The following is a 16,033-nucleotide window of genomic DNA, read 5'->3' as shown; positions in this document are numbered from 1 at the left end:
GAGGAAAGAAGATGATCGCAGAATTTGAATCACGCATTCTGGCGTTAATTGATGACATGGTGGAACACGCCAGTGATGATGAGCTGTTCGCCAGCGGTTATCTGCGTGGTCACCTGACGCTGGCCGTTGCCGAGCTGGAAGCCGGGGACGATCACTCTGCCGAGGCCATTCATGATGAAGTGAGCCGCAGCCTGGAAAAAGCCATCCAGGCGGGCGAGCTTTCTCCCCGCGACCAGTCTCTGGTGCTGGGTATGTGGGACAACCTGTTCCAGCAGGCGAAAGCGAAGTAAGCGTTTCACCTCCCTCTCCCGGTGGGAGAGGGCACCCTATTTAACCTGCTTCCCCTTCAGCAATTTCCGCACCCACAAACGATTCGGATTCAGCCCTGCGAGCGTGGTGCTGTCCAGCGGAATGGGCTCATCGCTCATTTGCGCGGCTAACGCTTCCGCCAGCAGTGGTGCAGAACATAACCCGCGCGAGCCCAGCCCGCCCAGCATAAACAGCTCCGGATAGACCGGTGAGACCACAGCCGTCTCCTTGTGTTCAGCCAGATCCTGATACGCATCAAGCGTTGCCTCATAGTCCGGTACATTTCCCGCCATGGGCAGATGATCGCGGGTGGCGCAGCGTACGCCGCAGCGCGCTTCGCCCTCGCTGACGTCAACCTCTCTCGCCCACGCCGCGTCCGGGAAGCAGTCAATCAGGCGCTGGCGGTTTTGCTGCTGATCCTCCTCGCGGTAATGCGTGTCTGTTTCACCGCGATGGTAACTGGCACCAATGCAGTGATGAGCGTTAGACGGATTTTGCGGCGTCAGGTAGCCGTCATAGCACAGCACCTGGCGCAGTTGGCTCAGTGCAGGCGCGGTCGGAATATGGCTCACCTGGCCGCCAACCGGATAAACGGGCAATGTCTCTGTCTGGACAAACTGACTGATGTGATGTCCGTTTGCCAGCACAACGGTGACATGCGTGGCCTCTTTGCCATCGGCAAAGCGCAGGGTCCAGTGGGCTGTCCGGCTAAGCGATGCAACCTTATGAGCATAATGCACCGTCAACCCGCGTGACTGTGCCAGGGTAATCGCCGCAGTGGTCAGTTCGGCAGGGCACAGCCAGCCGCCGAGCGGATACTGAATACCGCCACAGCCTGTCTCAACGCCTGTGGTGTCTGTCACCGTTTGCGCACTTACCGCGCGGGCAATCTCTTCCGGCAGGCCCAGCGACAGCATCTGCGCGATTTTTTGCTGGCTCTTTTCATCCCAGCCGAGCTGCGTCACGCCGCACCAGTCATGGTCGAATGCCACCGGAAGAGTGTCGTATACGCGACGGGCGAAGGTAAAGGCCGCGGGGAAAAACTGGAACAGCGCCGGGTCGTGCGCGCTTAAAAGCGGATAAAGGGCTCCCTGACGGTTGCCGGAGGCGCCGTTTGCCGGAGCCGGGTCAGCACAGTAGAGCGTCACCTGCCAGCCACGGTGTAAAAGCGCGAGCGAAAGCAGTGCGCTGGCAATCCCTCCGCCGATTATCGCCACCTCACGGGAGGCGCTGGCGCGGCGTGCAAACCAGGGCGCCCGGGCGGGGATCGCCAGCGTCTGCTCCATCGTCCCGACCAGCATGTCGCGCTTGCGGCCAAACCCTTTGGTTTTTCGCATCGTAAAGCCTGCTTCCTGTAAGCCGCGGCGGACAAACCCCGCCGAGGTAAAGGTCGCGAGCGTTGCGCCAGGCCGCGCCAGACGCGCCATGGCGCTAAACAGATGCTGACTCCACATCTCCGGGTTTTTGGCTGGCGCAAACCCGTCAAGGAACCACGCGTCCACCTTCTGGTTCATCGAATCATCAAGCTTATCGGTCAGTTCGTTTATATCGCCGAGCCATAAGTCCAGCGTGACGCGTCCACCGTCCAGCAGCAGACGATGGCAACCGCCGATGGCGGGCGGCCACTGCGCCTGAAGCTGTTCAGCCCAAGGGGCAAGCTCCGGCCAGCGCTGGTGCGCCAGGTGCAGGTCGTGCGCGGTGAGTGGAAATTTTTCGAAACTGATGAAATGTAATCTTTGTAGCGTAGCCTCAGGATGGGCAGCGTGAAACTGGTCGAAAGCCTGCCAGAGGGTCAAAAAATTCAGGCCGGTACCGAACCCGCTCTCTGCGACGACAAACAGACTGCGCGGATGGGCGGGAAAGCGTGCGCTGAGCTGATTTCCGTCGAGGAAAACATAGCGGGTTTCTTCCAGTCCGTTATCATTAGAAAAATAGACGTCATCAAAATCTCGGGAAACAGGTGTACCCTCAGCGTTGAATTCGAGGTTGGCGGGTTGTATAGCGTTTTGTTTCACGTAAGTTACTCGTCTGACAGGCAGTGGCACGATCTTAACGATGTGAGTCCATCGGTGCAAATTTCCGCAGAAAATGTCTGATCGGACTTGTTCGGCGTACAAGTGTACGCTATTGTGCGACTCGAAACTTACTATAGTGCGACTTACAGAGGTATTGAATGAAACGTGCAGTGATTACTGGCCTGGGCATTGTTTCCAGCATCGGTAATAACCAGCAGGAAGTCCTGGCATCTCTGCGTGAAGGACGCTCCGGGATCACTTTCTCTGAAGAGTTTAAAGATTCAGGTATGCGTAGCCACGTATGGGGTAACGTCAAACTGGACACCACCGGTTTGATTGACCGTAAAGTGGTTCGTTTCATGAACGATGCCTCTATTTATGCTTATCTCTCCATGCAGGAAGCGATCAAAGATTCTGGCCTGAGCGAAGAGGTTTACCAGAACAACCCGCGCGTGGGTCTGATTGCCGGTTCCGGTGGTTCATCCAAAGCGCAGGTATTCGGTGCTGACGCCATGCGTAGCCCGCGTGGTCTGAAAGCAGTAGGTCCGTACGTGGTAACCAAAGCCATGGGTTCTGCGGTCTCCGCGTGCCTGGCAACCCCATTCAAAATTCACGGTGTGAACTACTCCATCAGCTCTGCATGTGCGACGTCCGCACACTGCATCGGTAATGCTGTTGAGCAGATCCAACTGGGTAAACAGGACATCGTATTTGCTGGCGGCGGCGAAGAGCTGGGCTGGGAAATGGCTTGTGAATTCGACGCAATGGGTGCCCTGTCTACCAAATACAATGAAACCCCGGCTAAAGCATCCCGTACCTATGATGCGCACCGTGACGGTTTTGTTATCGCAGGCGGCGGCGGTATGGTTGTGGTTGAAGAGCTGGAACACGCTCTGGCACGTGGCGCGCACATCTACGCTGAGATCGTGGGCTACGGTGCAACGTCTGACGGCGCTGACATGGTTGCTCCATCCGGCGAAGGCGCGGTGCGCTGCATGAAGATGGCGATGCACGGCGTTGATACCCCAATCGACTACCTGAACTCCCACGGGACTTCTACGCCGGTAGGCGATGTGAAAGAACTGGGTGCGATCCGTGAAGTCTTCGGCGACAACAGCCCGGCAATCTCCGCGACCAAAGCCATGACCGGTCACTCTCTGGGTGCAGCTGGCGTGCAGGAAGCAATCTACTCTCTGCTGATGCTGGAAAATGGCTTTATCGCGCCAAGCATCAACATCGAAGAGATGGACGAGCAGGCAGCGGGCCTGAACATCGTGACCGAAACCACCGAACGTGAGCTGACGACCGTGATGTCCAACAGCTTCGGTTTTGGCGGCACCAACGCCACGCTGGTGATGCGCAAGCTGAAAGCGTAAGCGTTTGAAGGTATAGTAGAAGGGAGCCGCGAGGCTCCCTTTTTTTATGCCTGAACACGGAGTTACGCATGAAGGCCGTTATCCCTGAGAAGAGTACCCCTTCCGGGAATCTTTCCCTTTTCCGTATCGCCTTTGCGGTATTTCTGACCTACATGACCGTTGGCCTGCCGCTGCCTGTTATCCCGCTGTTTGTTCACCAGGAGCTGGGCTACGGCAATACCCTGGTTGGCATCGCCGTGGGTATTCAGTTTTTAGCTACCGTATTAACCCGCGGCTACGCCGGGCGTCTGGCGGACCAGCACGGTGCCAAACGCTCAGCGCTGCAGGGCATGTTTGCCTGCGGGCTGGCGGGCGCAGCGTGGCTGCTTGCCGCGCTTCTGCCGGTCGACGCAGCGTATAAATTTGCCCTGCTGGTGGTGGGACGTTTGATTCTCGGCTTTGGTGAAAGCCAGCTGCTGACCGGCACCCTGACCTGGGGAATGGGGCTGGTAGGCCCAGCGCGCTCGGGCAAAGTGATGTCCTGGAACGGTATGGCTATCTATGGCGCACTCGCGGCAGGTGCGCCGCTGGGGCTGTTGATCCACAGCCAGTTCGGTTTTGCCGCGCTGGCGGCCACCACCATGCTGTTACCGCTGCTGGCATGGGCGTTTAATGGCTCGGTGCGCAAAGTACCTGCCCATAAAGGTGAGCGTCCTTCCCTGTGGAGCGTAATAGGTCAAATCTGGCAGCCGGGGCTGGGGCTGGCGCTACAGGGCGTGGGCTTCGCGGTGATTGGGACATTCGTTTCGCTGTACTTTATGAGCCGCGGCTGGGCGATGGCGGGCTTTACGCTAACCGCCTTTGGTGGTGCGTTTGTCCTGATGCGCGTTATGTTCGGCTGGATGCCGGATCGCTTTGGTGGCGTGAAGGTGGCCGTGGCGTCGCTGGTGATTGAGACCCTCGGTTTGCTGCTGCTGTGGTATGCCCCTGTGGCCTCCGTTGCCCTTCTCGGAGCGGCACTGACCGGCTGCGGCTGTTCCCTGATCTTCCCGGCGCTGGGGGTTGAGGTGGTAAAACGCGTCGCGCCACAGGTGCGCGGTACGGCGTTGGGCGGTTATGCGGCGTTTCAGGACATCTCATACGGTGTCACCGGACCGCTGGCGGGGCTCCTGGCCACGTCGTTTGGCTATCCCTCTGTCTTCCTTGCGGGAGCCGTTTCAGCGGTGGTGGGGATTGTTGTGACGCTGGTGGCGTTTCGCAGGCCTTGAGCCGTTGTCGCCGGGTGGCGGCTTCGCCTTACCCGGCCTACGGTTCGGGTCGTTGTAGGCCCGGTAAGCGCAGCGCCACCGGGCAAAACATCAGGCAACCAGCCAGAAAATCGCCAGCGCAATCAGTAACGCAATAAACAGCAATCCCGGACGCGCAGAGAGGGTTCTGAAGGTCTCCACCACCGGCGCAAACAGCGGGCTGTAGATCGGCTGAATATCCCTGACTTCCGGTACGCCGCCTTCGCGCTCGGCGCGGCGAATAAAGATCTGATTCAGCAAATCTTGCACCTGCGCGGTGGTCAGTACCGTTTGCGGCGTGGCCTGCCAGGTCTGCTGGGCGTAATCCCTAATCACCTCAAATTCATGCGGCTCCAGCGGCTGCTTCAGTGCCGCCTGTAGCGTATGCAGGGTAGGGGTACTTTGGGTGCTCAGCGTCTGGCGAGCCTGTAGCCAGGTGACCAGATGCGTAAACTGTTTGGCCGGGATCAGCTCGCCCGCCTTCACGCCTGAAAGCTCGAGCATCGACTGCCAGATGAGCTTTGTTGATTCGCCGGTGGCGGCGGCCAGCCTGGTCACCATCTGATTCAACGTATTGTGTTCAGCAGGCAGCAGCGGACGCTCGGTTGACGGACGCTGTTGCGGTTGCGGGATGGTCAGCTGATTGGTTTGCAGCAGTGTCAGCACGGTTTTCAACTGGTCTGGCGTTAGCTGGCTCAGGGCGGTCTGGCCAAACTGCTGGCGAATGAAATCACTGACTGCCTGACGGTTGTTGCCCTGGCCCAACAGCTCGGTCAGTTGCGCGACAATCTGGCGAGTGGTGTGATTTTGCTGTGCGGTGGTAATACGCTGATTCAGATTTTGCTCGGCCGCAGGGAAGTGGCGCGACTGCAACGGTGCATCGTTGCGGACGCCTAAATCATGCTTTACCCCGGCCCAGACTTCCGCATTTTGCTGTGAAGTGAGCGCGATCAGGCGCGTGATCAGGCGCTCCAGCACGGTGCGCTGTTGCGTGGAAAGCGGTTGTTCACCTGCAACGTTTGGCGTGACAGGGCCTTCACCCGGAGGGCGTGGTGGCGTACCTGAAATAGGCTGCATCGTCAAAAATCCTTAAAGTCAAAACTCAGCGTAAACCCGGCATGCATATATGCCTGGCGGCCAGATTATGGCACACTTGGCAGGTTTTCTTCCTCTCAAACAGGTACTCAGACGTGAAAATCCTCGTTGATGAAAATATGCCTTACGCCCGCGAGCTCTTTAGCCGCCTTGGTAATGTTAAGGCTGTCCCTGGTCGACCCATTCCGGTAAACGAGCTGGATGATGCCGATGCCCTGATGGTGCGCTCGGTGACCAAAGTAAATGAGGCGTTGCTCTCCGGCAAAGCGATTAAATTCGTCGGAACCGCAACGGCCGGGACGGATCATGTGGATGACAAATGGCTTAAGCAGGCGGGGATCGGGTTTTCCGCCGCGCCTGGCTGTAACGCCATTGCGGTAGTGGAATACGTTTTCTCTTCTCTGCTGATGCTGGCAGAGCGCGACGGTTTTGCGCTGAAAGACCGCACCGTAGGCATTGTCGGGGTGGGCAACGTGGGAGGACGCCTGCAAAAACGCCTTGAGGCGTTAGGCATTCGCACCCTGCTGTGTGATCCGCCGCGTAAAGACAACGGTGATGAAGGCGACTTCCGCCCCCTGGATGAACTGGTTGAAGCATGTGACGTCATCACATTCCATACGCCCCTCTTCAAAGAGGGGGCCTATAAGACGCTCCATCTTGCTGACGAGGCGCTGATCCGTCGTCTGAAGGCTGGCACTATTCTGATAAATGCCTGTCGTGGCCCGGTCGTCGATAACGCCGCGTTGCTGAAATGTCTGGAAGAGGGGCAGGATCTCAGCGTGGTGCTGGACGTCTGGGAGCCGGAGCCCGATCTCAACGTTGCGCTGCTGAACAAGGTCGACGTTGCAACCGCGCATATAGCGGGTTACACGCTCGAAGGAAAGGCCCGTGGCACCACCCAGGTCTTTGAGGCCTATAGCGCCTTTATTGGCCGTCCGCAGCAGGTGGCGCTGGACACTTTACTCCCCGCGCCTGAATTTGGCCGCATTACCCTGCATGGCCCGCTCGATCAGGCAACGCTGAAAAGGCTGGTTCATTTGGTGTATGATGTGCGCCGCGATGATGCGCTGCTGCGTAAAGTGGCGGGGATCCCGGGGGACTTTGACAAGCTGCGCAAGAATTACGTTGAGCGCCGTGAATGGTCTTCTCTGTATGTCATGTGCGATGACGCGGCGGCGGCAGCGCTGCTGCATAAACTGGGTTTTAACGCCGTTCATCACCCGGCGCATTAATGTCTTCTTAACGCTCCCTGTTGGATACTCCGACAGGGACGCTTTTTTATTTCTGGAGTAAACCACCATGTCTGAAGGCTGGAACATTGCCATTTTAGGTGCCACGGGTGCCGTGGGTGAAGCCCTGCTCGAAACCCTTGCTGAGCGTCAGTTCCCGGTGGGTGATATCTATGCACTGGCGCGCACTGACAGCGCCGGTGAGCATCTGCGTTTTGGCGGCAAATCCGTCATGGTTCAGGATGCCGCCGAATTCGACTGGACGCAGGCGCAGCTGGCCTTTTTTGCGGCAGGTGCTGAAGCCACCGCGTCGTACATTGAAGACGCGACGAATTCTGGCTGTCTGGTGATCGATCTGAGCGGCCTGTTCTCGATGGAGCCGGATGTCCCGCTGGTGGTGCCGGACGTGAACCCGTTTGTCCTGGCCGACTACCGTAACCGCAATATCATTGCGGTTCCCAATAGCCTGACCAGCCAGCTGCTGACCGCTCTTAAACCTTTAATCGACGATGGCGGTCTGTCGCGTATCACCGTGACCAGCCTGCTTTCCGCTTCTGCGCAAGGCAAAAAGGCCGTCGACGCGCTGGCCGGACAGAGTGCGAAGCTCCTGAACGGCATCCCGATTGACGAAGACGATTTCTTCGGCCGTCAGCTGGCATTCAATATGCTGCCGCTGCTGCCGGATCGTGAAGGCTCCGTGCGTGAAGAGCGCCGTATCGTCGACGAAGCGCGCAAAATTCTGCAGGACGAGGGGCTGATGATCTCCGCAAACGTCGTGCAGTCGCCGGTCTTTTACGGTCATGCGCAGATGGTAGGTTTCGAAGCCCTGCGTCCGCTGGCCGCAGAAGAAGCGCGTGATGCGTTCGGCCGCGGTGAAGACATTGTGCTCTCCGAAGAGAGTGAATTCCCGACGCAGGTTGGCGATGCCACCGGCAGCGCACACCTCTCGGTGGGCTGCGTACGGAATGATTACGGTATGCCGGAGCAGGTTCAGTTCTGGTCCGTAGCCGATAACGTGCGCTTCGGCGGCGCGCTGATGGCGGTCAAAATCGCTGAAAAACTGGTGCAGGAGTATCTGTACTGATGTCAGACGTGGAACAAAAGCCGGTTCATAAAGTCGCCCTCGGTATCGAGTACGACGGCAGTAAATATTATGGCTGGCAGCGTCAAAATGAGGTGCGCAGTGTCCAGGAAAAACTGGAGAAAGCGCTCTCTCAGGTGGCGAACGAACCGATTAACGTGCTGTGTGCAGGACGCACTGACGCCGGTGTCCACGGAACGGGGCAGGTGGTTCACTTTGAAACCACCGCCGTGCGCAAGGACGCTGCCTGGACGTTGGGTGTAAATGCGAATTTACCTGGTGACATTGCGGTGCGCTGGGTGAAAGCTGTGCCGGATGATTTTCATGCGCGTTTCAGCGCCACTGCGCGCCGTTATCGCTATGTCATCTACAATCAGCGTCTTCGTCCGGCGGTGTTAAGCCAGGGCGTGACGCATTTTTATGAACCGCTGGATGCAGAACGTATGCATCGTGCGGCGCAGTGTCTGATTGGTGAAAATGACTTTACCTCGTTCCGTGCGGTGCAGTGTCAGTCCCGCACGCCGTGGCGTAACGTCATGCACATAAATGTCAGCCGTTTTGGCGCGTATGTGGTGGTGGATATCAAAGCCAATGCCTTTGTACATCATATGGTGCGGAATATTGTGGGCAGCCTGATGGAAGTGGGCGCCGGACACCAGCCGGAGAGCTGGATTGCAGAACTGCTGGCAGCGAAGGACAGAACGCTTGCGGCAGCAACGGCGAAAGCGGAAGGGCTGTATCTGGTCTCGGTGGACTATCCGGACCGGTTTGACCTGCCAAAACCGCCAATGGGCCCGCTGTTCCTGGCGGACTAAACAAAGGTGCAATTAAGGCTTAGACAATATGGACGTAATACGTTTTCTGATTGATTTCATTCTGCATATTGATGTTCACCTGGCGGAGCTGGTCGCGCAGTATGGCGTCTGGGTGTATGCCATTCTGTTCCTCATTCTGTTCTGTGAAACCGGTCTGGTAGTCACGCCATTTCTGCCGGGGGATTCGCTGCTGTTCGTCGCGGGGGCGTTATCTGCGCTGCCTGGCAACGATTTGAATGTGCACATAATGGTGGTGCTGATGGTGATCGCCGCAATTGTCGGTGACGCGGTCAACTACACAATTGGACGGGTCTTCGGTGAGCGCTTATTCAGCAATCCGGACTCAAAAATATTCCGTCGTAGCTATTTAGATAAAACCCATGCGTTTTATGAGCGCCACGGTGGAAAAACCATTATCCTTGCGCGTTTTGTGCCTATTGTGCGTACATTTGCGCCATTTGTGGCGGGAATGGGGCACATGTCCTATCGTCATTTTGCGGCATACAACGTCATTGGCGCGCTGCTGTGGGTGCTGCTCTTTACCTATGCAGGCTACCTGTTTGGCGATCTCCCTGTAGTTCAGGAAAACCTTAAGTTACTGATTGTAGCGATTATTGTGCTTTCTGTTTTACCGGGTGTTATCGAAATTATTCGTCACAAGCGCGCGGCAGCAAAGCAAGCGAAGTAAATGCACGCAGGCGGTTCGACCACTTTTTTATCCAAAGTTTCGGGCTGTTATGTTTTAATGTGCAACATTCATGGTCTGTTGGAGGCAAAAATGGCATTATTCGCCTCTTACAGCAAAACTGGCATACGACCAGGTTCAGGCAGAAAGGTTATCAATGAGCTGGATTGAACGAATTAAAAGCAACATTACCCCAACGCGTAAAGCGAGCATTCCTGAAGGGGTATGGACGAAGTGTGATAGCTGTGGTCAGGTTCTGTATCGCGCAGAACTGGAACGCAATCTTGAGGTGTGTCCGAAGTGTGACCACCACATGCGCATGACGGCGCGTAATCGCCTGCACAGCCTGCTGGACGAAGGTTCTCTGGTAGAACTGGGTAGCGAGCTTGAGCCAAAAGATGTGCTCAAGTTCCGTGATTCCAAAAAATATAAAGATCGTCTGGCCTCTGCACAGAAAGAGACCGGCGAGAAAGACGCGCTGGTCGTGATGAAAGGCACCCTGCACGAGATGCCGGTAGTGGCCGCCGCGTTTGAGTTCTCCTTTATGGGTGGCTCAATGGGTTCCGTGGTCGGTGCGCGCTTTGTGCGTGCTGTTGAGCAGGCGCTGGAAGACAACTGCCCGCTGATCTGCTTCTCCGCCTCTGGCGGTGCACGTATGCAAGAAGCGCTGATGTCCCTGATGCAGATGGCGAAAACCTCTGCTGCGCTGGCTAAAATGCAGGAGCGCGGTCTGCCGTACATCTCTGTACTGACCGACCCAACCATGGGTGGCGTTTCTGCAAGCTTTGCGATGCTGGGCGATCTGAACATCGCTGAGCCAAAAGCGCTGATCGGCTTTGCTGGTCCTCGCGTTATCGAGCAGACCGTACGTGAAAAACTGCCGCCGGGCTTCCAGCGCAGTGAGTTCCTTATTGAGAAAGGCGCGATTGACATGATCGTCCGCCGCCCGGAAATGCGCCTGAAACTGGCGAGCATCCTGGCGAAGCTGATGAATCTGCCGGCGCCGAACCCGGATGAGCCGCGCGAAGGTGTGGTAGTACCGGATCAGGAACCCGAGGCCTGATAACTGAAAAGGGCAGGGCCGGTTGGCGCTGCCCTTTTGCTTTATAAACTGTTAATGACAACCGGGCATCATGGAAAATAAAAGCATTCCCCAAGCCACGTCGCCCCTGGCCACGTGGCTTTCTTATCTGGAAAACCTGCACAGTAAAACCATTGATATGGGGCTTGAACGCGTAAGCCAGGTTGCTGCGCGTCTCGATGTGCTGAAACCTGCGCCGTTTGTTTTTACCGTCGCCGGAACCAACGGTAAAGGCACCACCTGCCGTACGCTGGAAGCTGTCCTGATGGCTGCCGGTTACAAGGTTGGTGTCTACAGCTCTCCGCACCTGGTACGTTATACCGAGCGGGTTCGCGTACAAAACAGCGAACTGCCAGAGTCTGCGCATACCGCGTCGTTCGCGGAAATTGAAGCGGCGCGCGGTGAGATCTCATTAACCTATTTCGAATACGGCACCCTGTCGGCACTGTGGCTGTTTAAACAGGCGCAACTGGACGTGGTGATTCTGGAAGTGGGCCTCGGCGGGCGTCTGGATGCCACCAATATGGTGGATGCCGATGTGGCGGTGGTCACCAGCATTGCCCTGGATCATACCGACTGGCTGGGCCCCGATCGCGAAAGTATTGGCCGTGAGAAGGCCGGTATTTTCCGCACGAATAAGCCTGCGGTGGTTGGCGAGCCGGATATGCCGCACACTATTGCCGACGTGGCAAAAGAGAAGGGCGCTCACCTGCTGCGCCAGGGTGTGGACTGGCAGTATGAGGTTCAGAACAACGGCTGGCGCTATCGCGATGCGCAGGGAACGCTGGAAAATCTGCCCCTGCCGCAGGTACCGCAACCTAATGCCGCCACCGCCCTGGCGGCACTGCGCGCAAGCGGGCTGGCGGTGAGCGAACAGGCCATCCGCGACGGTATTCAGAATGCGATTCTGCCCGGGCGTTTTCAGATTGTCAGCGACGCTCCGCGGCTGATACTGGATGTCGCACATAACCCGCATGCTGCGGCGTATCTCGCCGCGCGTCTCAAATCGTTACCAAAAACCGGGCGCGTGCTGGCGGTTATCGGTATGCTTCATGATAAAGATATCGGCGGTACGCTGGCCTGCATGGAGAGTGTGGTCGATAGCTGGTATTGTGCTCCTCTGGAGGGGCCGCGCGGTGCGACGGCCGAGCAGTTACTGGAACATCTCGGCAAAGGCGCAATCTACAATAGCGTGGCTCAGGCCTGGCAAGCCGCGATGGCGGATGCTAAACCAGAAGATACCGTGCTGGTGTGTGGTTCGTTCCACACGGTGGCACATGTCATGGAAGTGATGGACGCGGGGAGAACCGGTGGCGAGTAAGTTTCAGAACCGTTTAACAGGAACCATTGTGCTGGTCGCGCTCGGGGTGATTATCCTCCCGGGTCTGCTCGACGGGCAGAAAAAGCATTACCAGGATGAATTTGCAGCCATTCCGCTGGTGCCGAAGCCGGGCGATCGCGACGAACCGGATATGCTGCCTGCGGCGACCCAGGCGCTGCCTGCTCAGCCGCCGGAAGGGGCGGCTGAAGAAGTGCGTGCCGGGGATGCGGCCGCGCCGTCCCTCGATCCGTCTCGTCTGGCGGCGAATAACAACATCGAAATCGATCCGGTGCCGGTAGAGCAGCCGAAACCGGTTGAAAAACCGAAGCCGGTGGAAAAAACACAGCCGAAACCGCAGCGGGATAAAGCAGCAGAACAGCTGGCCGCGGCTTCAGAGACGCCGCCTGCGGCAAAACCGACCCAGCAAGAGGCTGCACCGACGGGTAAAGCCTACGTTGTACAGTTGGGTGCGCTGAAAAATGCCGATAAGGTCAATGAGGTAGTGGGTAAGCTGCGCAGTGCGGGTTATCGCGTTTACACTTCACCTTCCACGCCGGTGCAGGGTAAAATCACCCGTATCCTTGTGGGGCCAGAAGCGTCTAAGGATAAGCTCAAAGGCTCGCTCGGTGAGCTGAAGCAGATCTCTGGCCTGAGCGGTGTGGTGATGAACTACAGCGCCAATTGATAAGGTTCCCCTCACCCCGGCCCTCTTCTCAAAGGGGAGAGGGTGAGGGGGAGTGGCAGACGTCCAAAGAGACGTAATAAGCCAACGGCGTTGAACATTTTTTCAGCGCCTTTTTTATTTACGCGCGGGAAGGAAATCCCTACGCAAACGTTTTCTTTTTCTGTTAGAATTCGCCCCGAACTGGATGACAGGGCGTTAAATCGTGGGACACATATGGTCTGGATTGATTACGCCATCATTGCGGTGATTGGTTTTTCCTGTCTGGTTAGCCTGATCCGTGGCTTTGTTCGTGAAGCGTTATCGCTGGTGACTTGGGGTTGTGCTTTCTTTGTTGCCAGTCATTACTACACTTACCTGTCTGTCTGGTTCACGGGCTTTGAAGATGAACTGGTCCGAAATGGAATCGCCATCGCGGTGCTGTTTATCGCGACGCTGATTGTCGGCGCTATCGTAAATTACGTGATAGGTCAGCTGGTCGAGAAAACCGGTCTGTCAGGAACGGACAGGGTGCTCGGGATCTGTTTCGGGGCATTACGAGGCGTGCTGATTGTGGCCGCGATACTGTTCTTCCTGGATACCTTTACCGGGTTCTCCAAAAGTGAAGACTGGCAGAAATCGCAGCTCATTCCAGAGTTCAGCTTCATCATCAGGTGGTTCTTTGACTATCTGCAAAGCTCGTCGAGTTTCTTGCCCAGAGCGTAACCCGCTCTGAGATGTGGCTTAACGAGGAAAAGACGAATGTGCGGTATTGTCGGTATCGCCGGTTTCATGCCGGTAAACCAGTCGATTTATGACGCGTTAACGGTGCTTCAGCACCGTGGGCAGGATGCTGCGGGTATCATCACCATTGATGCAAACAACTGCTTCCGTTTACGTAAGGCGAATGGCCTGGTAAACGATGTGTTTGAAGCCCGCCATATGCAGCGTCTGCAAGGTAATATGGGGATCGGTCACGTTCGTTATCCTACTGCTGGCAGTTCCAGCGCCTCTGAGGCACAGCCTTTCTACGTCAACTCACCGTATGGCATCACGCTTGCTCACAACGGCAACCTGACCAACGCGCATGAGCTGCGTAAAAAGCTGTTTGAAGAGAAACGTCGCCACATTAACACCACCTCTGATTCAGAAATCCTGCTCAACGTGTTCGCGAGCGAGCTGGATAACTTCCGCCACTATCCGCTGGAAGCAGACAATATCTTTGCCGCCGTTGCTGCGACAAACCGCCAGATCCGCGGTGCCTATGCCTGCGTGGCGATGATTATTGGTCACGGAATGGTCGCCTTCCGCGATCCAAACGGTATCCGCCCGCTGGTGCTTGGTAAGCGTGACCTGGGTGATGGCCGTACCGAATATATGGTTGCCTCTGAAAGCGTGGCGCTGGACACCCTGGGCTTCGAATTCTTGCGTGATGTAGCCCCTGGCGAAGCGGTCTATATCACTGAGAAGGGCCAGCTGTTTACCCGCCAGTGTGCAGACAACCCGGTCAGCAACCCGTGCCTGTTCGAATACGTGTATTTCGCCCGTCCGGACTCGTTTATCGATAAGATCTCCGTCTACAGCGCCCGCGTGAACATGGGAACCAAGCTGGGTGAGAAGATTGCCCGCGAGTGGGACGATCTGGACATCGACGTGGTCATTCCTATCCCGGAAACGTCCTGTGATATCGCGCTGGAAATCGCCCGCATCCTGGATAAGCCATACCGTCAGGGCTTCGTGAAGAACCGCTACGTTGGCCGTACCTTTATCATGCCGGGTCAGCAGCTGCGCCGTAAGTCCGTGCGTCGTAAACTGAACGCTAACCGTGCTGAGTTCCGCGACAAGAACGTGCTGCTGGTGGATGACTCCATTGTACGTGGCACCACCTCAGAGCAGATTATCGAGATGGCGCGTGAAGCCGGTGCGAAGAAAGTGTATCTGGCCTCTGCGGCGCCAGAGATTCGCTTCCCGAACGTGTATGGCATTGATATGCCTACCGCGAACGAGCTGATTGCCCACGGCCGTGAAGTGGACGAGATTCGCCAGATCATCGGTGCCGATGGCCTGATTTTCCAGGATCTGAACGATCTTATCGACGCGGTGCGCGCCGAGAACCCGGATATTCAGCAGTTTGAATGTTCCGTGTTTAACGGGGTTTACGTCACCAAAGATGTTGATCAGCAGTATCTGGACTATCTCGATTCGCTGCGCAACGACGATGCGAAAGCCGTCCAGCTGCAAAACGATCTCGAAAGCTTAGAGATGCACAACGAAGGTTAATTGTGCAGGCAAGTGAGGGCCTTCGCCCTCACTTGCAACTCCCCGCAAAATCCTGCACAGTCTGCCCTGAAATAAGTAAGGGCGAAAATCATGAAACGACTCATTGTTGGGCTTAGCGGCGCCAGTGGCGCGATCTACGGCGTGCGTCTGTTGCAGGTGCTGCGTGACGTAGCGGAAGTCGAAACCCATCTGGTGATGAGCCAGGCGGCGCGTCAGACCCTCTCCCTCGAAACCGATCTCTCCCTGCGCGATGTCCAGGCGCTGGCGGATGTCGTACACGATGCCCGCGATATCGCTGCCAGCATCTCCTCCGGCTCGTTTAAAACCGCGGGCATGGTGATATTGCCCTGTTCAATAAAGACCCTCTCCGGCATTGTTAACAGCTATACCGACACGCTGGTGACGCGTGCGGCGGACGTGGTGCTGAAGGAGCGTCGTCCTCTGGTGCTTTGCGTGCGCGAAACGCCGCTGCATCTGGGGCATCTGCGTTTAATGACCCAGGCCGCTGAACTGGGCGCGGTGATCATGCCGCCGGTGCCGGCGTTTTATCATCGTCCGGCCTCGCTCGATGACGTGATTAATCAGACAGTGAACCGCGTGCTGGATCAGTTTGATATCGACCTGCCCGAAGACCTCTTCACCCGCTGGCAGGGCGCCTGATTCTGTGCACAAACAGCGTGCATGAACAGAGACGATGCCCTGTTTCAGGGCAAAATTGCAACGGCGATCATATCCTCGACATTTAATTCGTTTTTTCCCTTTTTCTCTTTCCGGTTCGTTCGGCAGACCTGCTATCTTTCACCATTAAGGCAATATCGCA

15 protein-coding genes are annotated in these 16,033 nt (G+C 56.8%); 13 read left to right on the top strand and 2 right to left on the bottom strand.

Annotation, left to right across the window (positions count from 1 at the left end; genetic code table 11):
• The first annotated feature begins 11 nt into the window (after nucleotides 1-11).
• Nucleotides 12-290: a YfcL family protein gene (locus AK59_RS0100430; RefSeq protein WP_013098147.1), complete on the top strand. Its 279-nt coding sequence runs from the start codon at nucleotides 12-14 to the stop codon at nucleotides 288-290.
• Nucleotides 291-326: 36 nt separating this feature from the next.
• Here the strand turns inward: AK59_RS0100430 and mnmC are convergent, their stop codons facing one another.
• Nucleotides 327-2,324 carry a bifunctional tRNA (5-methylaminomethyl-2-thiouridine)(34)-methyltransferase MnmD/FAD-dependent 5-carboxymethylaminomethyl-2-thiouridine(34) oxidoreductase MnmC gene (gene mnmC / locus AK59_RS0100425; protein ID WP_029881745.1) on the bottom strand — a complete coding sequence of 666 codons (1,998 nt, stop codon included), beginning with the start codon at nucleotides 2,322-2,324 and terminating at the stop codon, nucleotides 327-329.
• Between the two features lie 158 nt (nucleotides 2,325-2,482).
• Here mnmC and fabB point away from each other — a divergent pair, with 158 nt between their 5' ends.
• Together fabB and AK59_RS0100415 are read left to right on the top strand one after the other, a co-directional pair.
• Entirely contained in the window at nucleotides 2,483-3,700 is a 1,218-nt protein-coding gene (fabB, locus tag AK59_RS0100420) for a beta-ketoacyl-ACP synthase I (protein WP_013098145.1), read from the top strand.
• A gap of 68 nt (nucleotides 3,701-3,768) precedes the next feature.
• Nucleotides 3,769-4,947, top strand: coding sequence for an MFS transporter (locus AK59_RS0100415; RefSeq protein ID WP_029881744.1), 1,179 nt, complete (start codon nucleotides 3,769-3,771; stop codon nucleotides 4,945-4,947).
• A gap of 90 nt (nucleotides 4,948-5,037) precedes the next feature.
• On the opposite strand, the gene flk is transcribed toward AK59_RS0100415, so the two are convergent.
• Entirely contained in the window at nucleotides 5,038-6,042 is a 1,005-nt protein-coding gene (gene flk / locus AK59_RS0100410; RefSeq protein WP_029881743.1) for a flagella biosynthesis regulator Flk, read from the bottom strand.
• 113 nt (nucleotides 6,043-6,155) lie between these two features.
• Between flk and pdxB the strand changes: the two genes are divergently transcribed.
• The 10 genes from pdxB (at nucleotide 6,156) to AK59_RS0100360 (ending at nucleotide 15,873) form a co-directional block, all read left to right on the top strand.
• Nucleotides 6,156-7,292, top strand: coding sequence for a 4-phosphoerythronate dehydrogenase PdxB (pdxB, locus tag AK59_RS0100405; protein ID WP_029881742.1), 1,137 nt, complete (start codon nucleotides 6,156-6,158; stop codon nucleotides 7,290-7,292).
• A gap of 67 nt (nucleotides 7,293-7,359) precedes the next feature.
• Nucleotides 7,360-8,373 (top strand): aspartate-semialdehyde dehydrogenase, encoded by a 1,014-nt coding sequence (locus AK59_RS0100400; RefSeq protein ID WP_013098141.1) that lies wholly within the window; start codon nucleotides 7,360-7,362, stop codon nucleotides 8,371-8,373.
• Nucleotides 8,373-9,185, top strand: a complete 813-nt coding sequence (truA, locus tag AK59_RS0100395) for a tRNA pseudouridine(38-40) synthase TruA (RefSeq protein WP_013098140.1) — start codon at nucleotides 8,373-8,375, stop codon at nucleotides 9,183-9,185. Before AK59_RS0100400 ends, truA begins: the two co-directional genes overlap by 1 nt.
• A gap of 28 nt (nucleotides 9,186-9,213) precedes the next feature.
• Nucleotides 9,214-9,873: a DedA family protein gene (locus AK59_RS0100390; protein ID WP_013098139.1), complete on the top strand. Its 660-nt coding sequence runs from the start codon at nucleotides 9,214-9,216 to the stop codon at nucleotides 9,871-9,873.
• Nucleotides 9,874-10,027: 154 nt separating this feature from the next.
• Nucleotides 10,028-10,933 (top strand): acetyl-CoA carboxylase, carboxyltransferase subunit beta, encoded by a 906-nt coding sequence (gene accD, locus AK59_RS0100385; protein WP_013098138.1) that lies wholly within the window; start codon nucleotides 10,028-10,030, stop codon nucleotides 10,931-10,933.
• Between the two features lie 70 nt (nucleotides 10,934-11,003).
• Nucleotides 11,004-12,272, top strand: a complete 1,269-nt coding sequence (folC, locus tag AK59_RS0100380; RefSeq protein WP_029881741.1) for a bifunctional tetrahydrofolate synthase/dihydrofolate synthase — start codon at nucleotides 11,004-11,006, stop codon at nucleotides 12,270-12,272.
• The gene (gene dedD, locus AK59_RS0100375) at nucleotides 12,262-12,957 is read left to right on the top strand and encodes a cell division protein DedD (RefSeq protein WP_029881740.1); all 696 of its coding nucleotides are present in this window, start codon (nucleotides 12,262-12,264) and stop codon (nucleotides 12,955-12,957) included. Before folC ends, dedD begins: the two co-directional genes overlap by 11 nt.
• A gap of 213 nt (nucleotides 12,958-13,170) precedes the next feature.
• Nucleotides 13,171-13,659: a colicin V production protein gene (gene cvpA, locus AK59_RS0100370; protein WP_000262116.1), complete on the top strand. Its 489-nt coding sequence runs from the start codon at nucleotides 13,171-13,173 to the stop codon at nucleotides 13,657-13,659.
• 36 nt (nucleotides 13,660-13,695) lie between these two features.
• A complete protein-coding gene (purF, locus tag AK59_RS0100365) occupies nucleotides 13,696-15,213 on the top strand; it encodes an amidophosphoribosyltransferase (RefSeq protein WP_014832786.1) in 1,518 nt (505 codons plus the stop codon).
• A gap of 90 nt (nucleotides 15,214-15,303) precedes the next feature.
• Nucleotides 15,304-15,873 (top strand): UbiX family flavin prenyltransferase, encoded by a 570-nt coding sequence (locus AK59_RS0100360; RefSeq protein ID WP_020690624.1) that lies wholly within the window; start codon nucleotides 15,304-15,306, stop codon nucleotides 15,871-15,873.
• Nucleotides 15,874-16,033 lie beyond the last annotated feature (160 nt).

Source organism: Enterobacter sp. T1-1 (genome assembly GCF_000710795.1).
Lineage (GTDB): Bacteria > Pseudomonadota > Gammaproteobacteria > Enterobacterales > Enterobacteriaceae > Enterobacter > Enterobacter cloacae.
This window is presented reverse-complemented; position numbering and strand designations above follow the sequence as displayed.